Below are 23277 nucleotides of genomic sequence, written 5' to 3' on the forward strand. Positions count from 1 at the left end.
TAGAATAGTGGATCGCAGGCGGCGCCCCGCGCCGTCTCGCTTCGCTGCCGCGCTCGCGCGGCCCGTGAGAACCCAGGCGCCTTGCGCCCTCCTCCCGAATCGCCATGACTACCGCACTCGACCAGCTGAAGCAGTACACGACCGTCGTCGCCGACACGGGCGATTTCCAGCAGCTCGCGCAATACAAGCCGCAGGACGCGACCACGAACCCGTCGCTGATCCTGAAGGCCGTTCAGAAGGACGCGTACAAGCCGATTCTCGAGAAAACCGTCCGCGATCACCGCAACGAAAGCACCGATTTCATCATCGATCGCCTGCTGATCGCATTCGGCACCGAGATCCTGAAGCTGATCCCGGGCCGCGTGTCGACCGAAGTCGACGCGCGCCTGTCGTTCGACACGCAGCGCTCGATCGACAAGGGCCGCGAGCTCATCAAGCTGTACGAAGCAGCCGGCATCGGCCGCGAACGCATCCTGATCAAGCTCGCCTCGACCTGGGAAGGCATCCGCGCGGCGCAGGTGCTGCAGCAGGAAGGGATCAAGTGCAACATGACCCTGCTTTTCTCGCTGGTGCAGGCCGCCGCGTGCGCCGAAGCGGGCGCGCAGCTGATTTCGCCGTTCGTCGGCCGCATCTACGACTGGTACAAGAAGCAGGCCGGCGCCGACTGGGACGAAGCGAAGGACGGCGGCGCGAACGATCCGGGCGTGCAGTCCGTGCGCCGCATCTACACCTACTACAAGACGTTCGGATACCACACCGAGGTGATGGGCGCGAGCTTCCGCACGACGAGCCAGATCATCGAGCTGGCCGGCTGCGATCTGCTGACCATCAGCCCCGACCTGCTGCAGAAGCTGCAGGACAGCAACGATCCGGTCGAGCGCAAGCTGTCGCCCGACGCGCTGCACGACAAGCCCACCGAATGCGTCGCGATCGACGAAGCGTCGTTCCGCTTCCAGCTGAACGACGACGCGATGGCGACGGAAAAACTTGCCGAAGGCATCCGCGTATTCGCCGCCGATGCGGTCAAGCTCGAGAAACTGATCGCCGCGCTGCGCTGAGCCTGGCGGCGCGCGAGCGCGGCGGGCAAGCATGCCGCCGCACTGGCAGCAGCCGTCACCATGCGTGCCCGACGGCCGCGAACTGCATGTTCGCGGCCGTTTTTATTTTTCGTTCGATCTCCGGGCCCGCGCACTACAATCCACGTCACGAGTGCGCCGGCCGCATCCCGGCGCGCCGTTTCGGTCAATCGTCGCAGCACCCGGCGCGGCGCCGACATGCCGCTCCGGTCAACAGGAGACAACGATGCAGGTCCAACCGTATCTGACGTTCTATGGCCGTGCGGAAGAAGCCCTTCAGTTCTACGAACGGGCGCTTGGCGCGAAGACGATGTTCAAGATGCACTTCAAGGATGCGCCCCCGAACCCCGATTTCCCGATGTCGCCGGAGATGGCCGACAAGGTGATGCATGCCAGTTTCACGATCGGCGACTCGATGATCATGTGCTCGGACGGCGACTGCAGCCAGCCGGGCGGCGGCGCGCACGCCGGCTATTCGCTGTCGCTGAACCCGGCGACGGTCGAAGACGGCCAGAAGCTGTTCGACGCGCTCGCCGACGGCGGCGAAGTGACGATGCCGTTCGGCAAGACGTTCTGGGCGCTCGGCTTCGGGATGGCGAAGGATCGTTTCGGCGTGCACTGGATGGTCAACGTCGAGGACCTGTCGCAGCGCGACGACCTCGCGAAGCACGCGCAAGCCTGACGCATATGACAACGCCCGCCGCTGCGCAGCGGCGGGCGTCCTGCCTGCGGCGCGGCCGGCTTCAGCTCTCGATCACGTCGAGATAGTCTTCGGGCCGCGTGCGATCCTCCGCATGCGCGACGCCCATCGCGCGCACCAGCACGCTCACCACCACCGACACGACCAGGTTCACGACCAGCGACCACACCGCCGCATAGCCGGGAATCGCGAGACCGAACAGATGGATCGTGAAGATCGAGCTCGCCAGCTTCAGCGAGATCGCCATCCACGTCCCGCAGACGATGCCTGCCGCCCAGCCGGCCAGCAGCCCGCGATGGTCGAGCACGCGCGTGTACAGGCCGAGCACGATCGCCGGCAGCGTCTGGATGATCCAGATCCCGCCGAGCAGCTGCAGCTGGATCGCATACGTGAGCGGCAGCCCGAGGATGAACGCGACCGCGCCGACCTTCACGATCAGCGACACCAGCTTCGCGACGTGCGTCTCCTGGTGGTGCGTCATGTTGCGGTTCACGAACTCGCGGTGGATGTTGCGCGTGTAGAGGTTCGCGGCCGCGATCGACATGATCGCCGCCGGCACCAGCGCGCCGATGCCGATCGCCGCGAACGCGACGCCCACGAACCACGACGGGAAGTAGTTGAGGAACAGCGCGGGCACCGCGAAGTTCGGGCCGAACGCCTTGAAGTACGGCGCGTATTGCGGCATGTCCTTCACGCCGGAGGCGAGCGCCATGTAGCCGAGCAGCGCGAGCAGGCCGAGCACGAACGAATACGCGGGCAGCATCGCCATGTTGCGGCGAATCGTGTTGCCCGACGACGACGACAGGATCGCCGTGACCGAATGCGGATACAGGAACAACGCGAGCGCGGAGCCGATCGCGAGCGTCGCGTAGGCGCTGTAGCCGTTCAGGCTCGTCGCGTCCGGCGCCTTGAGCAGCAGCTTGGCGGGCGGCACCGTCGCGAAGATGTGCCCAAAGCCCCCGAGCTTGGCCGGGATCACGATGATCGCCGCGGCGATCGTGATGTAGATCAGGATGTCCTTCACGATCGCGATCATCGCCGGTGCGCGCAGCCCCGACGTGTAGGTGTACGCGGCGAGGATCGCGAACGCGATGATCAGCGGCAGGTCGCCGACGAAGCCGGTGGTGTCGAAGCCGAGCGCGCCGATCACCACTTCGATGCCGACCAGCTGCAGCGCGATGTACGGCATGGTCGCGACGATGCCCGTCACCGCGATCGCGAGCGCGAGCATCCGGCTGCCGTAGCGGGCGTGGACGAAATCGGCCGCGGTCACGTAGCCGTGGCGCTTCGCGATGCTCCACAGCTTCGGGAACACGACGAACGCGAACGGATAGATCAGGATCGTGTACGGCAACGCGAAGAAGCCCATCGCGCCGGCGCCGAACACGAGCGCGGGCACCGCGACGAACGTGTAGGCCGTATAGAGATCGCCGCCGAGCAGGAACCACGTGACGATCGTGCCGAAGCGGCGGCCGCCGAGGCCCCATTCGTCGAGATGGGCGAGATCGCCGCGCCGCCAGTTCGCGGCGAGAAAGCCGAGGATGGTGACGCCGATGAACAGCAGGACGAAGACGAAGGTGGCGCCGAGGTTCATTGCGCACCTCCCTGCGAGCCGCCGGCCTTCCATGCGTGCTTGGTCTTCCGGTACACGAACGCGGTGATCACCGCGCTAATGAACACCCACAGCAGCTGGTACCAGTAGAAGAACGGAAACCCGAACCATTGCGGTTCGATCTTGCTGTACGACGGCACCCAGACCATCGCGATCAGCGGCAGCACCAGCAGCCAGAGCCAGCGCTTCGCGGCCCGATTGGCGTCGGCATCGTGAGCCATGACGTCTCCTCATCATTCCCGGTTATCGATCTTGTTGAGCGGGTACGGCGGCGAGAGGAGCGGCAAAACGGGTAAGCTGCGGCTCCCCTGGCTTCGCGCAAGTATAGGAGCCGCGGCTGCGTGGTCAAGCGGGGGCGAACCCGAGGTGATCCGCCCCCGCACGCGCGGTTGCACCGGCATGCGGCCGGTGCCTCAGCGTCAGATCGCGAACGAGGCGTCGCGTGCGCCGGTCGTTTCTTTCAAGGCTTTCACCCAGCTGCGGGCGGGCAGCTTGAGCGTGTCTTCGATCAGCTTCGCGCGTGCTTCGAGCTGCGCGAACGACACGTCGAGCGCGGGGCCGGAGAACGCGATCGCGATCCGGTTGCCGTCGTGCACTTCCGGCAGCGCGACCACGCGATGATCGAACGCCGCGTTCAGGTGCTTCATATTGCGCACGAAGCTCGGATGATCGCCGAACAGGTTGATCGTCGCGATGCCCGCGTCGGCGAGGCAGCCGCGCACCGCGCGGTAGAACGCGACGCTGTCGAGCACCGGGCCGCGGGCGGTCGCGTCGTACAGGTCGATCTGCAGCGCGCCCGTCGTGCCGCGGTTGGCCGGATCGTTGACGAAGTCCCACGCGTCGGCCTCGTGAACGACCAGGCGCGCGTCGTCCGGCGGCAGCGCGAACATCGTGCGCGCCGCGACGATCACGGCCGGGTTCAGCTCCACGGCCTCGACCTTCGCGTGCGGCAGGAAGCGATGCGCGAACTTGGTCAGCGCGCCGGTGCCCAGGCCGAGCTGAACGATGCGCGCGGGCGTTTCGAGGAACAGCAGCCATGCCATCATCTGCTGCGCGTATTCGAGTTCGATCGCGAACGGCTTCGACAGGCGCATCGCGCCCTGCACCCATTCGGTCCCGAAATGCAGGAAGCGCACGCCGCGCTCCTCCGAAAACGTGACGGGCGCGAAGCGCGGCTTGCGCGGCGCTTCGAGAACGGGCACGTCGTCGTGCTCGCCGATTTCCGGGCGGCGCTTCAGGCGCGGCGGCTGCAGTTTTTCGGAGCCGTTGTACGCGGACGCTTTGCGCTGCTTGAATGCGCGCGCCTCGGCGGACGCGCGCTTGATGAGTCGGGTCATGTTGAATCTCGTTGGATGACGCTGGATAAGCGGACGAGAGGATAGCATTGCTCGGTCGCGGGTCGGCGCGGCGTGCCCGGCGGACGGGGCGGCCACGGTGGCGACTCTTGCCGGCGACAAGGCCGTGCGCGACAATGCATCGCAACTGCGATACAGAAGAGGTCATGATGAAAACTGCGACTTTTCCGTCGATTCGGGTCGAACCGGAATTGCGAGAAGCGGCCGAGAACGTCCTTCAGGAAGGCGAAACGCTATCGGCATTCGTCGAGCAGTCGATCCGCGAAGGCATCGAACGCCGTCGCCTCCAGAGCGAATTCATCGCGCGCGGTATCACGTCGCGCGACGAGGCTCGTCGTACCGGGGAATATGTGTCGTCGTCCGAGGTACTGGAACGACTGGGCCGGCAGCTCGACACGCTGCGTGCCAGGACACGACAAGCGCGATGACGTATATGGTTCGCTTCACACCGGCGGCATCCCGTGATCTGAGCGAGCTCTATACGTTCATCGTCGAGCGCGACGATGCGGATGTCGAACTGGCCGAGCGTGCGCTGGCAGCTATCGCTTCGGGTATCGCAACATTGGAATCGTCGCCGTTCACGTGCCGCAAGGCTCATCCGTCGATGCCGTTTCTGCGGGAATTGCTCATCCCGTTCGGCGCATCGGGCTATGTCGCCCTGTTCGAAATCGACGACAGCCGGACGGTGACGGTCGTTGCCGTGCGTCACCAGCGAGAAAGCGACTACCACTGACGTTCGCCCGCCGCCCAAGCCCGTTCAGCCGACGATGCGCCGCCACTGCACCAGCTTCTGCTCGAACGACAGCATCGCATACGCCGGGCTCGACGACGGCAGCACGAGCGTCTCGTAGCCGGCCTCGCCGATCACGTCGGCAAACCGCCCGGCCGTCTTCCCGTTGAAGCACACCTTCCTCAGCAACGGCGCATGCGCGCGCAGCGACGCGAAGTCGTTCGGCTTCGCATTGCGGATTGCCGAATCGAGACTGCCTTGCCGATGGCACGCATCGAGGACGTCCCAGATGCCGACGCCGTGCGACAGCACGCGCTCGAGCCGCGCGTCGTAGGCGAGTTCGTGGAGCCCCGGCTCGCCGAGCACCGCGTCGAGCAGGCGCCAGAACTGATTGCGCGGATGCGCGTAATACTGCGCGGCGTCGAGCGACGCCTCGCCGGGAAAGCTGCCGAGGATCATCGTGTGCGTGTCGCGCGCGACGACGGGCGGAAAGCCTTGCAGCATCACGCGTCTGCCCGCGGCCCGCGCGAGCGCGGGCCGTCGCCGTGCGCGGCGAGATGGCGCCACAACGCCGGCAGCATGCATTCCGTGACCATCAGCGGCTCGCCGTGCCGCTGGAATACCGAGCGCCGCGCGGCGAACGCATGCGGTGCGCGCTCGCGCTGCAGCGCATGGCTCGCGAGCGCATACAGCGGATGGCCGGCGATCACGCGCCGGCTCACGAGCGCCGAGCGCGCGACCTGCGGGTCGCTGTACAGCAATTCTGCGAGCGGGCGCGTGCGCAGCCGCCGCATCGCCTGCCATACGCCCTTGCTGGCCGCGAGCGGCGCGATGCTGTGCGCGGCGACGTACGGCACGCCGTCCACCGACAGGATCACCTCGCGCACCCACATCGGCGCGCGCGGCGCGCGTCCGACCGCGGCAGGCTCGTCGAACCACGGGCAATCGACGGCCTCGCGCGTCACGCGCACGCTCACGCTGCCGAGCCGCGCGAGATGCGCGGTCAGCGAACCGCCGCGCGTGAGCCAGTCGCGCTGCTCGAGCGTGCAGCCGGGCCGGGGCGTTGCGCGCCAGCCCGAGCGTGCGCCGTCGAATCGCATGCGCGAGTTCACGCGGCGCGCGACAGCAGCAGCGTGTTGGTGCGCTTAACGAAGCTCGCCGGATCGTCGAGCATCCCGCCTTCGGCCAGCAGCGCCTGGTCGAACAGCAGATGGCACCAGTCGCCGAAATCGGCGCTGTCGACGTTGAGCTGCTTGATGAGCGCGTGGTCCGGATTGATCTCGAGGATCGGCTGCATCGCCGGCGCGTTCTGGCCGGCCGCCTTCAGCATGCGCTGCAGGTAGCCGCTCATGTCGTTGTCGTCGGCGACGAGGCACGACGGCGAATCGGTCAGGCGGAACGTGGCGCGCACTTCCTTCACCTTGTCGCCGAGCGCTTCCTTCATCTTCTCGACGACCGGCTTGATCGCTTCGCCCGCCTGCTCCTGCGCCTTCTTCTCCTCGTCGTTCAGCTCGCCGAGGTCGAGATCGCCGCGCGCCACGCTCGCGAGCGGCTTGCCGTCGAACTCGTGCAGGAACGACAGCATCCATTCGTCGACGCGATCGGTCAGCAGCAGCACCTCGACACCCTTCTTGCGGAACACTTCCAGATGCGGGCTGTTCTTCGCGGCCTGCCACGTATCGGCGGTCACGTAGTAGATCTTGCTCTGCTCGGGCTTCATGCGCGACACGTAATCGGCGAGCGACACGTCCTGCGCGTCGGTGTCGCCGTGCGTCGACGCGAAGCGCAGCAGCTTCGCGATGCGCTCGCGGTTCGCGTGGTCCTCGCCGAGGCCTTCCTTCAGCACCTGGCCGAACGCGCTCCAGAACGTCTTGTACTTCTCCTTGCCGGCGTCGTCTTCGGCATTGGCCAGCTCCTCGAGCATCGACAGCGCGCGCTTGGTCACGCCCTCGCGAATCGCCTTCACGTCGCGGCTTTCCTGCAGGATTTCGCGCGACACGTTCAGCGGCAGGTCGGCCGAATCGACGACGCCCTTCACGAAGCGCAGGTATTGCGGCAGCAGCTGCTCGGCGTCGTCCATGATGAACACGCGCTTCACGTACAGCTTCAGGCCGCCGCGGTAGTCGCGGTTCCACAGGTCGAACGGCGCGTGCGCCGGCACGAACAGCAGCTGCGTGTATTCGCTGCGGCCTTCGACGCGGTTGTGCGTCCACGTGAGCGGATCCTGGTGGTCGTGCGCGATGTGCTGGTAGAACTGCGTGTACTGCTCGTCGCTGATGTCGCTCTTCGAGCGCGTCCACAGGGCGCTGGCCTGGTTGACCGTCTCGTCCTCGTCCTTCAGGACCATCTCGCCCTTTTCCTGATCCCACTCTTCCTTGCGCATCAGGATCGGCAGCGCGATGTGATCGGAATACTTCTGGATGATCGACTTCAGGCGGTGCGACGACAACAGCTCGTCCTCGCCTTCGCGCAGATGCAGCGTGATCGTCGTGCCGCGCTGCGCGCGCTCGATCGCGTCGATCGTGAAGTCGCCCTCGCCGGCGCTTTCCCAGCGCACCGCTTCGTTCGCGGGCAGGCCGGCGCGGCGCGTCTCGACGGTGATCTTGTCGGCGACGATGAAGCCCGAGTAGAAGCCGACGCCGAACTGGCCGATCAGCGCCGCATCCTTCTGCTGGTCGCCGGAGAGCTTCGTGAAGAATTCCTTGGTGCCCGAACGCGCGATCGTGCCGAGGTTCGCGATCGCCTCGTCGCGGCTCATGCCGATGCCGTTGTCCTCGATCGTGATCGTGCGCGCCGCCTTGTCGAAGCCGATGCGGATGCGCAGGTTCGGATCGTTCTCGTACAGCGCGTTGTCGGCGAGCGCTTCGAAACGCAGCTTGTCGGCCGCGTCGGACGCGTTCGACACCAGTTCGCGCAGGAAGATTTCCTTGTTGCTGTAGAGCGAATGGATCATCAGGTGGAGGAGTTGCTTGACCTCTGCCTGAAAGCTCATCGTTTCGTGTGCCATGGATGCTTTTCCTCTTACTTGAACTCGAATGGTGTGGCGCGGGCGCCCGGTACGTGACGCGGGCTGGCCCGTCAAGGACGACCGCCTGGCGCAAGCGGTTTGCGCGCAAATCTGGGGACGGCCGCCCGGTTTTCAAGGGGGCGGCCGCCGCAGCGTCACGATGCGCGTCGCGCGGCCGACTCGATATAGCGCGCGAGAAACCCCGGCAGCGCCGGATCCCCGCAATTCGCGACGTTGAAGCGCGTCCACGTCGACGTCGACTGCTGCGGCGAGAACAGGCTGCCGGGCGTCAGCAAGAAGCCTGCCTCGTGCGCGGCAGCGGCGAGCGCGTCCGAATCGACGCCCGTGTCGGCCCACAGGAACATCCCGGCCGCCGGCATCGTGAAGAGCCGCAGCCCGGTGCGCTCCAGCATCCGCGCGGTCTTGTCGCGCACGCCGTCGAGCCGCGCGCGCAGCCGCTCGACGTGGCGCCGGTAGTGCCCTTCGGTCAGGATCTTGTAAAGCACGCGCTCGTTGAGCTCGGGCGTCGTCATCCCGACCAGCATCTTCTGGTCGGTCACCGCCTTCGCGATCTCCGGCGCGCACGCGACGTAGCCGACCCGCAGGTTCGCCGCGAGCGTCTTCGAAAAGCTGCCCAGGTAGATGACGCGCTTGAGCTGGTCGAGGCTCGCGAGCCGCGTGGCCGGATAGCTCGGCGGGCACAGGTCGCCGTACACGTCGTCCTCGACGACGAGGAAATCGTACGCCTCGGCCAGCTTCAGGATGCGGAACGCCTGCGCGGCCGACAGCGACGTGCCGGTCGGGTTCTGCAGCACCGAATTGATCACCAGCATCTTCGGCCGCCACATCTGCACGAGCGTCTCGAGCGCGTCGAGATCGGGGCCGTCGGGCGTGTACGGCATCCCGACGAGCTGCGCGCCCTGCGCCGCAAAACGGCCGAACATCTGGAACCACGCCGGATCGCCGACGATCACCGCGTCGCCGGGCCGGACGTAGATGCGCGAGATCAGGTCGATCGCCTGCGTGATGCCCGACACCAGCACCAGCTGCTCGGGCTTGGCGCCGATCTCGACTTCGGCGAGGCGCGTCTGCAATTGCTGGCGCAGCGGCAGGAAGCCCTGCGCGGTGCCGAAGCCGAGCATCTGCGCGCCCGACTGGCGCCCGAGCGCGCGCAGCGCGCCGGTAATCAGCTCGCCGTCGAGCCAGCGGGCCGGCAGATAGCCGAGGCCCGGCCCCTTCTCCGGGCTGACGGTGTGCAGCATGTTGCGCAGCAGCCAGACGACGTCGATCGTGTTGTGCACCGGCACGGCCTCGGCCGCGCGGCCGACGTGGTCGGCCGGTTGCGGGCCCGCGGCCGTGCGTTCCCTCACGTAGAAGCCGGAGCCGCGCCGCGAGTCCAGGTAGCCCTGCGCCACCAGCCGCTCGTACGCCTCGACGACGGTGAAGCGCGACACGCTCTTGTCGAGCGCGAGCTTGCGGATCGACGGCATCCGCATGCCGGGCCGGAACACGCGTTCGTCGATGCGGCGGCGCGCCCACTGGACGAGCTGGTCGACGAGCGTGAGCGTCGCCGTGTCGTGCGGCGCGGGAATCTGGGCGAGTGGGACGGTGGACATGGGCGGCAGCTCCAACTGTACCGAAGGCTATCGCGCCGATTGTACCGTTACTGTGCCGGTCCGGACGATTACAGTTGTCCGCAATGGCGATCGTGCGGCCATCGCGGGCGTGCCGCATCGGCGGCGCCTCCGGCCTCGGCCGGCCGTGCGACCGACCGCCCACCGTGACACCCTCCTTTCCCGACCGACGTTCATGCCCTCCCGTTCCCTGTCCATCGACCATCTCGTCATTGCTGCGCGCACGCTCGACGAAGGCGTGCGCCATGTCGCCCGCGCGCTCGGCATCGAACCGTCCGGCGGCGGCCGCCATCCGCTGATGCGCACCCACAACGCGCTGTTCGGCGCATGGGGCGGGCTGTACGTCGAAGTGATCGCGATCGACCCCGACGCGCCTGACACGGCTGCCCCCGACTCGACGCCGCCGCGCCCGCGGCTGTTCGCGCTCGACGATCCGGCGATGCACGCACGGCTCGCCGACGGTCCGTTCCTCGCGCACTGGGTCGCGCGCGTCGACCGGCCGCGCTCGCTCGCGCTGTGGCAGAGCCAGTACCCCGAGCGGATCGCGCCGGTCGTGGCGATGCGCCGCGGCGACCTCAGCTGGGGCCTGACGGTGCCGGACGACGGCGCGTTCCCCGCCTGGCAAGGCGCCGGCGACGGCCTCGTGCCGTCGCTGATCCAGTGGGACAGCGCGCAGCACCCGGCCGCCTCGTTGCCGGACACCGGCGCCGCGCTGAAGTCGCTCGAGGGCGTCCATCCGCGTGCCGAGGCGATCCGCGAGCAGCTCGACTGGCTCGGCGCCGCTCACCTGCTCGGCGTCGAAGCCGGCGACGGGCCGCCCGCCCTCGTCGCGCACTTCGATACGCCGCACGGCACCCGCACGCTGCGCTGAACGCCGCCGCGCGCCCGCTCACGAAACCCGCCGCTACAGCGATACACCGATACGCCGATAAGGAGCACCTACCTGATGAATTCCCGCGAAACCCGCGGCATGCTGCTCGGCCTCGTCGGCGTGATGATCTTCAGCCTCACGCTGCCGATGACACGCATCGTCGTCTCGGAGCTCAATCCGCTTCTGAACGGGCTCGGCCGCGCGCTCGCCGCGTCGGTGCCGGCCGGCCTGCTGCTGTGGTGGCGCCGCGAGCGGCTGCCGACGCGCGCGCAGCTGAAAAGCCTCGCCGTCGTGTCGGCCGGCGTGATCGTCGCGTATCCGGTGTTCTCCGCGTGGGCGATGAAGACGGTGCCGGCGTCGCACGGCGCCGTCGTCAACGGGCTGCAGCCGCTGTTCGTCGCGCTGTACGCGGCGTGGCTGTCGCACGAACGGCCGTCGAAGGCGTTCTGGGCCAGCGCGCTGGCAGGCAGCGCGCTCGTGATCGCGTTCGCGCTGCGCGACGGCGGCGGCACCGTGCAGGCGGGCGATGCGCTGATGCTCGTCGCGGTCGGCATCGGCGCGCTCGGCTATGCGGAAGGCGCGCGCCTCGCGCGCCAGATCGGCGGCTGGCAGGTGATCTGCTGGGCGCTGGTCGTGTCCGCGCCGGTGCTGGTGCTGCCGGTCGGCTGGCTCGCGTGGGCGCAGCACGTCGCGCACCCGGCGCCGCTCGCGCTACGCACGTGGCTCGCGTTCGGCTACGTGACGCTGTTTTCGCAGTTCATCGGCTTTTTCGCGTGGTACGCCGGGCTCGCGATGGGCGGCACCGCCCGCGTCGGCCAGGTGCAGCTGCTGCAGATCTTCTTCACGATCGCGTTTTCCGCGCTGCTGTTCGGCGAAACGGTGACGCCCGCCACGTGGCTGTTCGCGGCCGCCGTGATCGCGACCGTGATGCTCGGCCGCCGCTCGGCGGTGGCCATGGCCGCGCGTCCCGCTCGCGCCGGCTGATGAGGTGCGCCATAATGTTCGCTTTGCCTGAACGGTTCTGCCCACCCGGCCGCGAAGGCCAGAGCGCGCTCCCGCACGCCCACCCGGCGGCGGCGACGCCATCAGCCCGACCCGACCTTTCTTGACTTACCCCGATATCCGAACGAGGAGACTATGAATCCGAGCGACCTGCACCCGCCGCACTGGCAGCTTTCCGAACGCGCCCGCAAGCTGACCAGCTCGGCGATCCGCGAGATCCTGAAGGTAACGGAACGCCCCGAGGTCATCTCGTTCGCCGGCGGCCTGCCCGCCCCCGTCACGTTCCCGGCCGAACGGATGCGCGCCGCCGCCGACCTCGTGCTGCGCGACGCGCCGGCCGCCGCGCTCCAGTACAGCGCGACCGAAGGCTACCTGCCGCTGCGCGAATGGATCGCCGAGCGCTACGGCGTGCGCGTGTCGCAGGTGCTGATCACGACCGGCTCGCAGCAGGCGCTCGACCTGCTCGGCAAGGCGCTGATCGATCCGGACAGCCCGGTCCTCGTCGAAACCCCGACCTACCTCGGCGCGCTGCAGTCGTTCTCGCTGTACGAGCCGCGCTACGTGCAGGTGCCGACCGACGAGCAGGGCCTGCTGCCGGAAGGCCTGACGCCGGCCCTGACCCAGGGCGCGCGCCTGCTGTACGCACAACCGAACTTCCAGAACCCGACCGGCCGCCGCCTGCCCGTCGAGCGCCGCCGCGCGCTCGCCGCGTTCGCGCAGTCGAGCCCGTTCCCGGTGCTGGAGGACGATCCTTACGGCGCGCTGAACTACCAGGGCGAGCCGCTGCCCACGATGCTGTCGATGGCGCCGGATCACGTCGTCCACCTCGGCACGTTCTCGAAGGTGCTCGCGCCGGGCCTGCGGCTCGGCTACATCATTGCGCCCGAGGAGCTGCACTTCAAGCTCGTGCAGGCCAAGCAGGCCACCGATCTGCACACGCCGACGCTCACGCAGCGCATCGCGCACGAAGTGATCAAGGACGGCTTCCTCGACGAGCACATCCCGACGATCCGCAAGCTGTACAGCGCGCAGTGCGACGCGATGCTCGCGTCGCTCGCGCGTCACATGCCGGAAGGCGTCACGTGGAACCGCCCGGAAGGCGGCATGTTCATCTGGGTGAACCTGCCCGCGCAGATCGACAGCATGAAGCTGCTCGAGGCGGCAGTCGCCGACCACGTCGCCTTCGTGCCGGGCGCGCCGTTCTTCGCGAACGACGCGCAGCGCAACACGCTGCGCCTGTCGTTCGTGACGGTGCCGCCGGAAAAGATCGAGGAAGGCGTCGCGCGCCTGGGCAAGCTGCTGCGCGAGCGCCTTTGACCCCTTTCACCTGTCACGACTCTCTACGAGGAATCGAATTCATGGCTAACGTCTACGACAAGCTCAAGTCGCTCGGCATCGAGCTCCCGACCGCCGGCGCACCGGCCGCCGCCTACGTGATGAGCGCGCAAAGCGGCAACACCGTGTACCTGTCGGGCCACATCGCGAAGAAGGACGGCAAGGTCTGGGCCGGCAAGCTCGGCGCCGATCTGACCACCGAAGACGGCAAGGCGGCCGCGCGCTCGATCGCGATCGACCTGCTCGCGACGCTGCACGCTCACACCGGCGACCTGAACAAGGTCACGCGCATCGTGAAGCTGATGAGCCTCGTCAACTCGACGCTCGACTTCACCGAGCAGCACGTCGTCACGAACGGCGCGTCGGAGCTGATCGCCGAAGTGTTCGGCGACGCCGGCAAGCATGCGCGCTCGGCGTTCGGCGTCGCGCAGATCCCGCTCGGCGCGTGCGTCGAGATCGAGCTGATCGCCGAAGTCGCGTAACGCGCGCATCGCGATGACCGGCCGCCGCGTCCGTTTCAAACAGGTCGACGTCTTCACGTCGGTACCGTTCAAGGGCAACCCGCTCGCCGTGGTGTTCGACGCCGACTCGCTCGGCGACGACGACATGCTGACGATCGCCCGCTGGACCAACCTGTCGGAAACCACGTTCGTCTGCACGCCGAGCGATCCGCAGGCCGATTATCGCGTCCGGATCTTCACGCCGGGCGGCGAACTGCCGTTCGCCGGTCATCCGACGCTCGGCACCGCGCACGCGTTCCTCGAAAGCGGCGCGCGGCCGCGCACGCCCGGCCGGCTGATCCAGCAGTGCGGCGTCGGCCGCGTCGAGCTGCGCGAGCAGCCCGACGGCTGGGCCTTCGCCGCGCCGCCGGCGCGCTTCACGCCGCTCGACCGTTCGGACTACCCGGCGTTGGCAGCCGCGCTGCGCAGCGACGCGATCGATCCGGACGCCGAACCGTGCGCGGTCGACAACGGCGCGCCGTGGCTCGTCGTGCGGCTGACGTCGGCCGACGCGTGCGTCGGCCTCGCGCCCGATCCGGCCGCGCTGGCCGCGCTCACCCACCGCTACGGCACGCACGGGCTCGCCGCTTACGCGCCGCATCCCGACGGCGGCCCGGCAACGTTCGAAATTCGCTGCCTGATGAGCGGCGGCGGCTTCGCGACCGGCGAAGACCCGGTCACCGGCAGCGCCAACGCCGCGATCGCCGGCCTGCTGAGCCGCCAGCAACGGCGGCCCGGCGCGTCGTATACGGCGCGCCAGGGCACCGCGATCGGCCGCGACGGCCGCATCGCCGTACGCTACGACGACGACGGCACGATCTGGATCGGCGGCAACGTCGTCACGATCGTGGACGGCACCTTCTCCCTGCCCGCCTGACGTTTCGCAATGTGCGACGGCGCCGGCGATGCCGGTGCCCCCTACGATTCCCCGGCTATCGCAAAAGCGTTCCAGCCAGTAATATCGGGCCTAATCCGTCGCTTCGGCGGGTCTGTCCTTGATTGCGCATCCCGCGAACGAACAGACGCCGGTGCGCCCCAACCCTAGCCGACCATCCCGACACGGGATGACGCACGCGAGCAGAACGCCGCCCTCTTCGATGAGCTCCGCCCGGTCAAATCACACGCCGCCGACGCGGCCGCTGCGCGCGCCGCGTAGGTCGCGCCGGCGTGCGCTGTTCGCCATCCCGCTGCTCGGGATGCTGGCGCTTGCACTGCTGTGGGCGGTGATCGTCGCGCGGCTGTCGGTGGAGAAGGACAGCGCGTACAAGGAAGCGGCGGCGTCCGCGGCGATCCTGTCGTCCGCGCTCGAACAGCACACGGTGAAGGCGATTCACCAGGTCGACCAGATCACCCGCTTCGTCAAGTTCGAGTTCGAGAAGTCGCCCGCGCGCTTCAATCTCGCGAGCGCGGTCGAGAAAGGCGTGGTGCCCAGCGACACGCTGATCCAGGTATCGCTCGTCAACGCCAAGGGCGTGCTGTTCGCGAACACCACCGAGCCGCATCCGAAGCCGATCAACCTCGCCGATCGCGAGCACTTCAAGGTCCATCTCGCGCACAACGACGACCGTCTGTACATCAGCAAGCCCGTGCTCGGCCGCGTGTCGAGCCACTGGACGCTGCAGATGACGCGTCGCCTGAACAACCCGGACGGCAGCTTCGCGGGCATCGTCGTGGTATCCGAAGATCCGAGCTACTTCACCAACGACTTCTACAACAACGCGGCGATCGGCAAGGAAGGCGTGATCGCCGTCGTGTCGGACACGGGCGCCGTGCTCGCGCGGCGCACCGGCTCGTTCAGCAACGCGCCGGGCGCGTTCTCCGCGTCGGGCGTCTATCCGATCGCCGAACGCGTGACCGGCACGATCGTCGATCCGATCGACGGCGTCACGCGCATCGTGTCGTACCGCCACCTCGACGGCTATCCGCTCGCGGTGATGGTCGGGCTGTCGCAGAAGGAAGAGTTCGCGGACTACTATCACACGCGCAACGTCTATCTGCTGATGACGAGCTTCATCACGCTCGCGATGCTCGCGTTCTTCGGCGTCGCGACCGGGCTGATCGGCAAGCTGCTCGGCCGCGAGCGCGAAATGACGCAACTCGCCGAATACGATCTGCTGACCGGGCTCGCGAACCGCTACGCGACGCTGCGCGGGCTGCGCAACGACGTGTCGATGCCGGCCAGCCTGTCGCGGCTCGGCCTGCTGTTCATCGACCTCGACAACTTCAAGACCGTCAACGACACGCTCGGCCACAACGCCGGCGACATCGTGCTGCAGATGACCGCGTCGCGCCTGTCGGACGCCGTCGGCGACGAGGGCTCGCTCGCCCGGATCGGCGGCGACGAGTTCGTCGTCGTGATGAAGGGCGACGACATCGAACGCCGCGCGGTGCGGCTCGCCGAATCGGTGATCCGGATGTTCGCCGAGCCGTTCGACGTGCGCGGCAGCTCGTTCGTGCTGCACGCCAGCATCGGCATCGCGCTGCACACGGTCGCGAACGAAAGCGAGATCGACCTGCTGAAGAAGGCCGACCTCGCGATGTACAGCGCGAAGGACGCCGGCAAGAACTGCTATCAGTTCTACGCGCCGCATCTGTCGCACCGCGCCGATCACCTGATGCGCTGGGAACAGCAGCTGCGCGTCGCGCTCGCCGAAGCGCAGCTGTTCCTCGCGTACCAGCCGAAGATCGATCTCACCCACCGCACGATCACCGGCTTCGAGGCGCTGGCGCGCTGGGACCATCCCGAACACGGCATCATCTCCGCGAACGAATTCATTTCGACGGCCGAATCGACCGGGCTGATCGTGCCGATCGGCGACTTCGTGATCCGCACCGCGTGCGAGCAGCTCGCGCGCTGGCGCGACGACGGCCACGACACGCTGACGCTCGCGGTCAACATCTCGCCGGTGCAATTCTGGCGCGGCGACCTGATCGAGACGATTTCGCAGGCGCTGCAGGACACCGGCATCGACGCGAGCCGGCTCGAACTCGAGATCACGGAGACCGCGATGATGGAATATCCGGAGCTGGTGTCCGAGAAGATCGTCGCGCTGAAGAAGCTCGGCATCCGCATCGCGCTCGACGATTTCGGCACCGGCTACTCGTCGCTGTCGTACCTGCACCGCTTCTCCGTCGATACGCTGAAGGTCGACCGCTCGTTCGTGCAGGCGATCCCGAATGATCGCAGCGTGTGCGTGATGGTGTCGTCGATCGTGCATCTCGCGCGCTCGCTCGGCCTGACGGTGGTCGTCGAAGGCACCGAGACCGAGGAGCAGATCGCGTGGCTGTCGGCGCTCGGCGAGATCGAAGCGCAAGGCTTCCTGTTCTCGCGGCCGGTGCCGGCCGACGCGATCCCCGCCCTGATCGCCCGCTACGGCGTGTACGGCGGCGGGTCGAGCGGCGGCGCGCTGCGCGCCGCCGGCAGCACGGGCACCTGACGTTCCGCCATACGCGGCGCGTTGCGCTGCATGCCGATTGTTTCGGTTTCCGATCCGGTTGTTTAGTTCATTAATTAGCGTTTTCGCGCATGGCAGTGTCATGATGCGCGGCGGACAATCGGGAGGGCCATCGTGCCGGCGCTCCGCCGGCACGCCCTCACGCGCGACCGGATCCGGCGCCAACTGCACTCGTCATGACTACCGTCGAAGTCGAAGCGGCCGAACGTATCGATCAGGCTCAGGCGTCGCTGTGGACCCTGTTCAAGGTCGTCGCCGGCATTTCCGCCGTGTCCTGGGGCGGCCTGTCGATGATGGCGCAACTCGAACGCCACTATGTCGACCGCCTGCAGCGCATCGACCCGCAGGTATTCGCCGATCTCGTCGCGCTCGCATGGCTCGTGCCGGGCCCGGTCGGCTGCAATGTCGCGATCCAGGTCGGGCAGACGCTGCACGGCCGCGTGGGCGCATGGATCGCCGGCATCGCGAGCGTATTGCCGTTCTTCCTCCTGATGACGCTGTTCGCGGCGTTCTATCGCACGCCGATCGTGCGTTCGCTGACCACGCCGATGCTGATCAATCACTTCGGGATGGTGCTGGCCGCGCTGATCGGCGTCACGTGGCTCAAGCAGTTGCGCACGCTCGCTCGCACGCCGCTGGAGCAGCTGATCGCCGCGCTGTCGACGATCCTGCTCGCTTTCGCGCACAGCCCGGCCGCGTTCGTCGGCATCCTGTTCGCGGCGTTCGCCGCGGGCTGGCTCAGTGGGCCGCCGCAACACGCGGCGGTCGACTTCACGCTGTCCGCGCGCGATCGCAACCTGCTCGTGCTGCTCGCCGTGCTCGTCGCGGTGTTCGCCGTGCCGCTGCCGGGCGACTACCAGGCGACGCTGTTGTGGCCGCGGCTCGCCGGCGCCGGCATGACGCTGTTCGGCGGCGGCTTCTCCGCGCTGCCGGTGCTCAAGACGCTGTTCGTGTCGCCCGCGACCGGCATCTCCGATCACGACTTCACGCTCGCGTTCGCGCTGTCGCCGGTCTCGCCCGGCCCGTTGCTGAACGTCGTGCCGTTTCTCGGCTATCTGACCGACGGCTGGCTCGGCGCGCTGCTCGCGACGACCGCGCTGTTCGTGCCGTCCGGGTGTCTGGTCGTGTTCGCGCAGAACCACCTGTCGCGGCTCAAGCGCCATTCGCGCTTCGAGCACGGAATGCGGCTGCTGCGTGCGGCAACCACCGGCTTTCTCGTCGTCGCCGTCGTCAAGATCCTGCATCGCGAGCCGGCCGATCCCGTTTATTGGCTCACCGGCGCGTTCGCGACGCTGTGCTTCGCGCGCTTCAAGGCGCCCGTGTATGCGGTGTACGGGGCGGTCGCGATCGCGTGCGGCGCGTGGCTGTGGGCCGCCGCGCACTGACTTACTGACGCCGCGCCGTGCGCCGTGCGCCGCCGGCGCTCGGTCAGCCCGCCTGCGCGGCGACGCGGCGCGCGACGATGCGGGCGCGCAGCGCGTCGTACGCGAGGTTGAAGCCGAACGTGTACGGCAGAAAGAACAGCACGATGCCGAGATCCAGCAGCAGCGCGTCGACGATGCCGACGTTCAGCCACCATGCGGCGAGCGGCACCACCATCGCGACGAGGCCGAGCTCGAACGCCACCGCATGCACGACGCGCATGCGCAGCGTACGCGCGACGCGCGCCCGGCGCTCGAAGCGGTCGAACAGCGCGTTGAACGCGATGTTCCACGCCATCGCGATCAACGACACCATCACCGTCAACGCGCCCACGTGCGACACCGGCATGTCGAGCAGCCACGCGCCGAGCGGCGCGCACAGCGCGATCGCCACGAGTTCGAACGTCAGCGCGTGAACGAAGCGCTCCATCAGCGTCTTGCTGGTCTGTTGCATGATTCCCTCCGATGCGTTGGTTTCAACCGATGCGGCCATTCTGATCGGTCCGACGACGCTCATCCAGTTTGATACCATCGGTTTTGCCGATATAACGAGATGAGACCCGCCGCATGCGCCACGCTCCCGAAGCCCTGCTCGCCTTTGCCGAAGCCGCCCAGCTCGGCTCGTTCTCGGCCGCCGCGCGCAAGCTCGGAAAGCGCCAGTCGACGGTATCCGAAGCGATCGCGAACCTCGAGATCGACCTCGGCGTGCGGCTGTTCGACCGAGCGACGCGCACGCCGACGCTGACCGATGCCGGCCGCGCGCTGCTGCCGCAGGTGCAGCGCGCGCTGGAGGCCGGCGCGGCGATCGACCGCATCGCCGCGCGGCTCGCGCACGGCGAGGAAGCGCGCCTGACGCTGGTCGTGTCGGACACCTACCAGTCGAAGCGTTACGAGGAAACCTTGATGGCGCTCGAGCGGCGTTTTCCGGCGCTCGAGCTCGAATGCCAGATCGCCGAGCACGACGACGTGCTCGACCTGATCCAGCAAGGCCGCGCGCAGCTCGGGCTGATGGCGGCGCGGGCCGTCTACCCGGCCGATATCGGCGCGGCGACGGTCGCGGAGGAATCGGAGATCGGCCTGTTCGTCGGGCGCATGCATGCATTGGCCGCCTACGGCGACGTCGAGGTGCCGCATGCGGCGCTGCGCGACGCGCGCGAGTTGCGCCTGAACACGTACGTGAAACCGGAGGACCAGCGCGCGGAGGACCGGATCGTCGTCGGCACGCAGCGCTGGCTCGCGCCGAGCTACCTGATGCTGCTGGAAATGGCGGTGCTGGGGTTCGGCTGGGCCGAACTGCCGCGCTGGATGGTCGAGCACTTCGCGCGCGACCGGCTGTGTGAATTGCGTGCGCGCGGCTGGCCACGCCGGGTCCGCGTCGATGCGGTGTGGTCGCGCAACCGGCCGCTCGGCCCGGCCGGCGCGTGGCTGCTCGATGCGATGCTGGCCGCGTAGCGGCGCGCCGCTCTGCCCGCGTCGGCGCCAGCGCCGGGCCGCGCCGAGCGGCACGAACCCGTCAGCCGGCCCCGCTCAGAAGCCGCGCGCCAACACGGCCACGCCGATCGTCACGACGCCGAGCACCAGGTTGACGACGACCAGCAGCCGCACCGCATTCACCGCGCGCGCGCCGTCCGGCCAGTTCTGCGCCTGCACCGCGCGGCGGATACGGGGAAACAGCGCGAAGCGGATGTGACCGAAGATCAGCATCATCACGACGCCAAGCCCGGCCATCGCATGCAGCGGCCAGGTCGCGTGCGCGCCGCCGAACGCCGTGAGCAGGAAGCCGCCCGACAGCAGGATCACGAGCACCGCGCCCGACACCCAGTTGAAAAACCGGCCGAACACGCCCTCGATCAACGGCAGCCGCAACTGCGGCGTCAGATCGGACAGCGCCGGGCGCAGGCAGAAGTGCGCGAACACCATTCCGCCCACCCACACGGCGACGGCCAGCAGATGAAGAAACAGGGCGACGGCAACGGCGTGGGACATGGTGACGATCCTGGGGTAGCGGGTTCAGTGCAACGAACGACCGCATCACACGCGGTCTCGAGCGACGTTCGACCTGCCGACCAGCGCTCGGTTCAGGCGCATGGCCGCATTTGACAATATTTTGCAACTTCCGCGCGACGACGCCAGCGCCGCGCCGTCGCCCATTCTTCGCACATTCGTCGCCACAAAAGCACGGGCCGCACCGGCGCCGAAGCGCGGGTGCGGCCCGTCGTGCCGGCTCGCGCCGGCGGATGCGTCGTCAGCCGAGCAGCGGGCGCAGCTCGTTGACGACCTTCAGCTTCGTGTCGGGCGCGCGGCCCTTGCGTGCGCGCTTGCCGACGTGCGGCGCGAGCCCCGCGTACGACAGCGTTTCGTCCTGCACCTTGCCGCCGCGGCCGGTGCCGATCAGCACGACGCCGGCCGGGTCGATCGCGAGCGCCTGCACGAGCGTTTCCTTGTCGTCGAGCGCCATCAGCGTCACGCCGCGGCCGCCGCCGGACAGCGTCTTCATCTCGTCCATCGCGAACACCAGCAGCCGGCCGCCGCTCGACAGACACGCGACCTGCGTCGCGTTCGGCAGCACGGGCATCGGCGCGAGCGGCACCGCGCCTGCGTCGATCGTCATGAACGACTTGCCGGCCTTCACGCGGCTCACCATGTCGCCGACCTTCGCGAGGAAGCCGAAGCCGTTGCTCGACGCCAGCAGCAGTTGCTGATCGGCCGGCGCGGCGTAGTAGTGCATCAGATGCGAGCCCGATTCGAGCTCGATCAGCGACGTGACCGGCACGCCGTCGCCGCGTCCGCCCGGCAGCACCGACACGTCGACCGAATAGACGCGTCCGCTGCTGCCCCAGGCGATCAGCCGATCGGGCGTGCGGCACTGGAACGCCGCGTACAGGCCGTCGCCGGCCTTGAACGAGAAGCCGGCCGGGTCGAGCCCGTGGCCCTTAAGCGCACGCACCCAGCCCTTTTGCGAGACGACCACCGTCACCGGCTCGTCGACGACCTTCGCCTCGAACGTCGCGCGCTTTTCCTGCTGGATCAGCGTGCGGCGATCGTCGCCGTACTGCTTCGCGTCGGCTTCGATCTCCTTGATCATCAGCCGCTTCATCGCGCTTTCGTTCGCGAGCAGCTCCTCGAGCTTCGCCTTCTCGTCGCGCAGCGCGTCGAGTTCCTTCTCGATCTTGATCTTCTCGAGCCGCGCGAGCTGACGCAGGCGGATCTCGAGGATGTCTTCCGCCTGGCGCTCGGTCAGGCCGAACGCGCTCATCAGCGCGCTCTTCGGCTCGTCCGACTCGCGGATGATGCGAATCACCTCGTCGATGTTCAGGAAGACGATCATCCGCCCTTCGAGGATGTGGATGCGGTCGTCGACCTTCGCGAGACGATGGCGGCAGCGCCGCGTCATCGTCGACTGGCGGTACTTCACCCATTCATCGAGGATCGTCAGCAGGCCCTTCTGGCCCGGCCGGCCGTCGGCGCCGATCATCACGAGGTTCAGCGTCGCGTTCGATTCGAGGCTCGTGTAGGCGAGCAGCGTGTTGACGAATTCCGTCTGGTCGATCGTGCGCGACTTCGGCTCGAACACGAGCCGCACCGCCGCTTCCTTGCCCGACTCGTCGCGCACCGCGTCGAGCAGGTCGAGCATCGCCTTCTTCGTGTTGAGCTGCTCGGGCGTGAGCGTCTTCTTGCCGAGCTTGAGCTTCGGGTTGGTCAGCTCCTCGATTTCCTCGAGCACCTTCTGGCCCGACGTGTTCGGCGGCAGCTCGGTGACGACCAGCTGCCACTGGCCGCGCGCCAGATCCTCGATCTTCCACTTCGCGCGCACCTTCAGGCTGCCGCGGCCGGTTTCGTACGCCGCCGAGATTTCAGCGTCGCTCGAGATGATCTGACCGCCGCCGGGGAAGTCCGGGCCGGGGATCAGGTTCATCAGCTCCGCGTGCGTGAGCTTCGGATTGCGGATCAACGCGACCGCGGCGGCCGCGACTTCGCGCAGGTTGTGCGACGGGATTTCCGTCGCGAGGCCCACCGCGATGCCCGACGCGCCGTTCAGCAGCACGAACGGCATGCGGCTCGGCAGCGTCTTCGGCTCCTCGAACGAGCCGTCGTAGTTCGGCATGAAGTCGACCGTGCCCTGGTCGATCTCGTCGAGCAGCAGCTTCGAGATCGGCGTGAGGCGCGCTTCGGTGTACCGCATCGCCGCCGCGCCGTCGCCGTCGCGCGAGCCGAAGTTGCCCTGCCCGTCGATCAGCGGATAGCGCAGCGAGAAATCCTGCGCGAGGCGCACGAGCGCGTCGTACGCCGACTGGTCGCCGTGCGGGTGGTATTTACCGAGCACGTCGCCCACCACGCGCGCCGACTTCACCGGCTTCGCGTCGGGACCGAGACCCATTTCGTTCATCGCGAACAGGATGCGGCGCTGCACCGGCTTCTGGCCGTCGCAGACGTCCGGCAGCGCGCGGCTCTTCACGACGCTGACCGCGTAGCTGAGGTACGCCTGCTCGGCGTAGTTGCCGAGCGTCAGCGCATCGGTATCCGGTGCGTCGGGGCCGGCAAAGAGATCGGCAGTGTTGTCGTCCATCTGAATTCCGTA

The 23277-nt window shown here is 68.0% G+C and carries 22 protein-coding genes; 12 read left to right on the forward strand and 10 right to left on the reverse strand.

Going from position 1 to position 23277, the window contains the following annotated elements:
- Positions 1-104 precede the first annotated feature (104 nt).
- Together tal and MYA_RS10440 are read left to right on the forward strand one after the other, a co-directional pair.
- Positions 105-1058, forward strand: a complete 954-nt coding sequence (gene tal, locus MYA_RS10435; RefSeq protein ID WP_014723416.1) for a transaldolase — start codon at positions 105-107, stop codon at positions 1056-1058.
- A gap of 244 nt (positions 1059-1302) precedes the next feature.
- Positions 1303-1758 carry a VOC family protein gene (locus MYA_RS10440; protein WP_011885621.1) on the forward strand — a complete coding sequence of 152 codons (456 nt, stop codon included), beginning with the start codon at positions 1303-1305 and terminating at the stop codon, positions 1756-1758.
- Between the two features lie 61 nt (positions 1759-1819).
- On the opposite strand, the gene mctP is transcribed toward MYA_RS10440, so the two are convergent.
- The 3 genes from mctP to MYA_RS10455 all read right to left on the reverse strand — a co-directional run bounded on the left by mctP (position 1820) and on the right by MYA_RS10455 (position 4725).
- On the reverse strand, positions 1820-3370 hold the full coding sequence (mctP, locus tag MYA_RS10445) for a monocarboxylate uptake permease MctP (RefSeq protein ID WP_014723417.1): 1551 nt from the start codon (positions 3368-3370) through the stop codon (positions 1820-1822).
- The gene (locus MYA_RS10450) at positions 3367-3609 is read right to left on the reverse strand and encodes a DUF3311 domain-containing protein (RefSeq protein ID WP_011885623.1); all 243 of its coding nucleotides are present in this window, start codon (positions 3607-3609) and stop codon (positions 3367-3369) included. The genes mctP and MYA_RS10450 overlap by 4 nt, the downstream gene beginning before the upstream one ends.
- 198 nt (positions 3610-3807) lie before the next feature.
- Positions 3808-4725: a spermidine synthase gene (locus MYA_RS10455; protein WP_014723418.1), complete on the reverse strand. Its 918-nt coding sequence runs from the start codon at positions 4723-4725 to the stop codon at positions 3808-3810.
- Between the two features lie 167 nt (positions 4726-4892).
- Here MYA_RS10455 and MYA_RS10460 point away from each other — a divergent pair, with 167 nt between their 5' ends.
- Together MYA_RS10460 and MYA_RS10465 are read left to right on the forward strand one after the other, a co-directional pair.
- A complete protein-coding gene (locus tag MYA_RS10460; RefSeq protein WP_041493977.1) occupies positions 4893-5171 on the forward strand; it encodes a YlcI/YnfO family protein in 279 nt (92 codons plus the stop codon).
- Positions 5172-5176: 5 nt separating this feature from the next.
- A complete protein-coding gene (locus MYA_RS10465) occupies positions 5177-5476 on the forward strand; it encodes a type II toxin-antitoxin system RelE/ParE family toxin (RefSeq protein WP_404842068.1) in 300 nt (99 codons plus the stop codon).
- Positions 5477-5500: 24 nt separating this feature from the next.
- Here MYA_RS10465 and MYA_RS10470 read toward each other — a convergent pair whose 3' ends face one another.
- From MYA_RS10470 to MYA_RS10485, 4 genes are all read right to left on the reverse strand, one after another.
- Positions 5501-5977: a DNA-deoxyinosine glycosylase gene (locus MYA_RS10470; protein WP_014723420.1), complete on the reverse strand. Its 477-nt coding sequence runs from the start codon at positions 5975-5977 to the stop codon at positions 5501-5503.
- Positions 5977-6573: a chorismate--pyruvate lyase family protein gene (locus MYA_RS10475; RefSeq protein ID WP_014723421.1), complete on the reverse strand. Its 597-nt coding sequence runs from the start codon at positions 6571-6573 to the stop codon at positions 5977-5979. The genes MYA_RS10470 and MYA_RS10475 overlap by 1 nt, the downstream gene beginning before the upstream one ends.
- 8 nt (positions 6574-6581) lie before the next feature.
- Positions 6582-8480: a molecular chaperone HtpG gene (gene htpG / locus MYA_RS10480; protein ID WP_014723422.1), complete on the reverse strand. Its 1899-nt coding sequence runs from the start codon at positions 8478-8480 to the stop codon at positions 6582-6584.
- Between the two features lie 155 nt (positions 8481-8635).
- Positions 8636-10096: an aminotransferase-like domain-containing protein gene (locus MYA_RS10485; RefSeq protein ID WP_011885630.1), complete on the reverse strand. Its 1461-nt coding sequence runs from the start codon at positions 10094-10096 to the stop codon at positions 8636-8638.
- A 193-nt stretch (positions 10097-10289) separates the two neighbouring features.
- Here MYA_RS10485 and MYA_RS10490 point away from each other — a divergent pair, with 193 nt between their 5' ends.
- The 7 genes from MYA_RS10490 to MYA_RS10520 all read left to right on the forward strand — a co-directional run bounded on the left by MYA_RS10490 (position 10290) and on the right by MYA_RS10520 (position 18662).
- The gene (locus MYA_RS10490; protein WP_014723424.1) at positions 10290-10985 is read left to right on the forward strand and encodes a VOC family protein; all 696 of its coding nucleotides are present in this window, start codon (positions 10290-10292) and stop codon (positions 10983-10985) included.
- A 75-nt stretch (positions 10986-11060) separates the two neighbouring features.
- Positions 11061-11969, forward strand: coding sequence for a DMT family transporter (locus tag MYA_RS10495; protein WP_011885632.1), 909 nt, complete (start codon positions 11061-11063; stop codon positions 11967-11969).
- 153 nt (positions 11970-12122) lie between these two features.
- Entirely contained in the window at positions 12123-13304 is a 1182-nt protein-coding gene (locus MYA_RS10500) for an aminotransferase-like domain-containing protein (RefSeq protein ID WP_011885633.1), read from the forward strand.
- A 41-nt stretch (positions 13305-13345) separates the two neighbouring features.
- Complete coding sequence (locus tag MYA_RS10505) at positions 13346-13804, forward strand: RidA family protein (RefSeq protein ID WP_011885634.1); 459 nt, start codon at positions 13346-13348, stop codon at positions 13802-13804.
- Positions 13805-13817: 13 nt separating this feature from the next.
- The gene (locus MYA_RS10510; RefSeq protein ID WP_014723426.1) at positions 13818-14699 is read left to right on the forward strand and encodes a PhzF family phenazine biosynthesis protein; all 882 of its coding nucleotides are present in this window, start codon (positions 13818-13820) and stop codon (positions 14697-14699) included.
- A 220-nt stretch (positions 14700-14919) separates the two neighbouring features.
- Positions 14920-17259 (forward strand): bifunctional diguanylate cyclase/phosphodiesterase, encoded by a 2340-nt coding sequence (locus tag MYA_RS10515; RefSeq protein ID WP_034194020.1) that lies wholly within the window; start codon positions 14920-14922, stop codon positions 17257-17259.
- 194 nt (positions 17260-17453) lie between these two features.
- Positions 17454-18662 (forward strand): chromate transporter, encoded by a 1209-nt coding sequence (locus tag MYA_RS10520; RefSeq protein ID WP_014723428.1) that lies wholly within the window; start codon positions 17454-17456, stop codon positions 18660-18662.
- A gap of 43 nt (positions 18663-18705) precedes the next feature.
- On the opposite strand, the gene MYA_RS10525 is transcribed toward MYA_RS10520, so the two are convergent.
- Entirely contained in the window at positions 18706-19152 is a 447-nt protein-coding gene (locus MYA_RS10525) for a multidrug/biocide efflux PACE transporter (RefSeq protein WP_011885638.1), read from the reverse strand.
- 113 nt (positions 19153-19265) lie between these two features.
- Here MYA_RS10525 and MYA_RS10530 point away from each other — a divergent pair, with 113 nt between their 5' ends.
- Positions 19266-20150 carry a LysR family transcriptional regulator gene (locus tag MYA_RS10530; RefSeq protein WP_014723430.1) on the forward strand — a complete coding sequence of 295 codons (885 nt, stop codon included), beginning with the start codon at positions 19266-19268 and terminating at the stop codon, positions 20148-20150.
- Between the two features lie 75 nt (positions 20151-20225).
- Here MYA_RS10530 and MYA_RS10535 read toward each other — a convergent pair whose 3' ends face one another.
- Positions 20226-20684: a CopD family protein gene (locus MYA_RS10535; RefSeq protein ID WP_011885640.1), complete on the reverse strand. Its 459-nt coding sequence runs from the start codon at positions 20682-20684 to the stop codon at positions 20226-20228.
- Between the two features lie 259 nt (positions 20685-20943).
- Positions 20944-23265: a DNA topoisomerase IV subunit A gene (gene parC, locus MYA_RS10540; protein WP_014723431.1), complete on the reverse strand. Its 2322-nt coding sequence runs from the start codon at positions 23263-23265 to the stop codon at positions 20944-20946.
- Positions 23266-23277: the final 12 nt, after the last annotated feature.

It is taken from the genome of Burkholderia sp. KJ006, assembly GCF_000262695.1.
Lineage (GTDB): Bacteria > Pseudomonadota > Gammaproteobacteria > Burkholderiales > Burkholderiaceae > Burkholderia > Burkholderia vietnamiensis.

Coding starts and splice junctions, on each gene's coding strand:
- tal (WP_014723416.1), top strand. CDS start 105: ATGACTACCGCACTCGACCAGCTGAAGCAGTACACGACCGTCGTCGCC.
- MYA_RS10440 (WP_011885621.1), top strand. CDS start 1,303: ATGCAGGTCCAACCGTATCTGACGTTCTATGGCCGTGCGGAAGAAGCC.
- mctP (WP_014723417.1), bottom strand. CDS start 3,370: ATGAACCTCGGCGCCACCTTCGTCTTCGTCCTGCTGTTCATCGGCGTC.
- MYA_RS10450 (WP_011885623.1), bottom strand. CDS start 3,609: ATGGCTCACGATGCCGACGCCAATCGGGCCGCGAAGCGCTGGCTCTGG.
- MYA_RS10455 (WP_014723418.1), bottom strand. CDS start 4,725: ATGACCCGACTCATCAAGCGCGCGTCCGCCGAGGCGCGCGCATTCAAG.
- MYA_RS10460 (WP_041493977.1), top strand. CDS start 4,893: ATGAAAACTGCGACTTTTCCGTCGATTCGGGTCGAACCGGAATTGCGA.
- MYA_RS10465 (WP_404842068.1), top strand. CDS start 5,177: ATGGTTCGCTTCACACCGGCGGCATCCCGTGATCTGAGCGAGCTCTAT.
- MYA_RS10470 (WP_014723420.1), bottom strand. CDS start 5,977: ATGCTGCAAGGCTTTCCGCCCGTCGTCGCGCGCGACACGCACACGATG.
- MYA_RS10475 (WP_014723421.1), bottom strand. CDS start 6,573: ATGCGATTCGACGGCGCACGCTCGGGCTGGCGCGCAACGCCCCGGCCC.
- htpG (WP_014723422.1), bottom strand. CDS start 8,480: ATGGCACACGAAACGATGAGCTTTCAGGCAGAGGTCAAGCAACTCCTC.
- MYA_RS10485 (WP_011885630.1), bottom strand. CDS start 10,096: ATGTCCACCGTCCCACTCGCCCAGATTCCCGCGCCGCACGACACGGCG.
- MYA_RS10490 (WP_014723424.1), top strand. CDS start 10,290: ATGCCCTCCCGTTCCCTGTCCATCGACCATCTCGTCATTGCTGCGCGC.
- MYA_RS10495 (WP_011885632.1), top strand. CDS start 11,061: ATGAATTCCCGCGAAACCCGCGGCATGCTGCTCGGCCTCGTCGGCGTG.
- MYA_RS10500 (WP_011885633.1), top strand. CDS start 12,123: ATGAATCCGAGCGACCTGCACCCGCCGCACTGGCAGCTTTCCGAACGC.
- MYA_RS10505 (WP_011885634.1), top strand. CDS start 13,346: ATGGCTAACGTCTACGACAAGCTCAAGTCGCTCGGCATCGAGCTCCCG.
- MYA_RS10510 (WP_014723426.1), top strand. CDS start 13,818: ATGACCGGCCGCCGCGTCCGTTTCAAACAGGTCGACGTCTTCACGTCG.
- MYA_RS10515 (WP_034194020.1), top strand. CDS start 14,920: ATGAGCTCCGCCCGGTCAAATCACACGCCGCCGACGCGGCCGCTGCGC.
- MYA_RS10520 (WP_014723428.1), top strand. CDS start 17,454: ATGACTACCGTCGAAGTCGAAGCGGCCGAACGTATCGATCAGGCTCAG.
- MYA_RS10525 (WP_011885638.1), bottom strand. CDS start 19,152: ATGCAACAGACCAGCAAGACGCTGATGGAGCGCTTCGTTCACGCGCTG.
- MYA_RS10530 (WP_014723430.1), top strand. CDS start 19,266: ATGCGCCACGCTCCCGAAGCCCTGCTCGCCTTTGCCGAAGCCGCCCAG.
- MYA_RS10535 (WP_011885640.1), bottom strand. CDS start 20,684: ATGTCCCACGCCGTTGCCGTCGCCCTGTTTCTTCATCTGCTGGCCGTC.
- parC (WP_014723431.1), bottom strand. CDS start 23,265: ATGGACGACAACACTGCCGATCTCTTTGCCGGCCCCGACGCACCGGAT.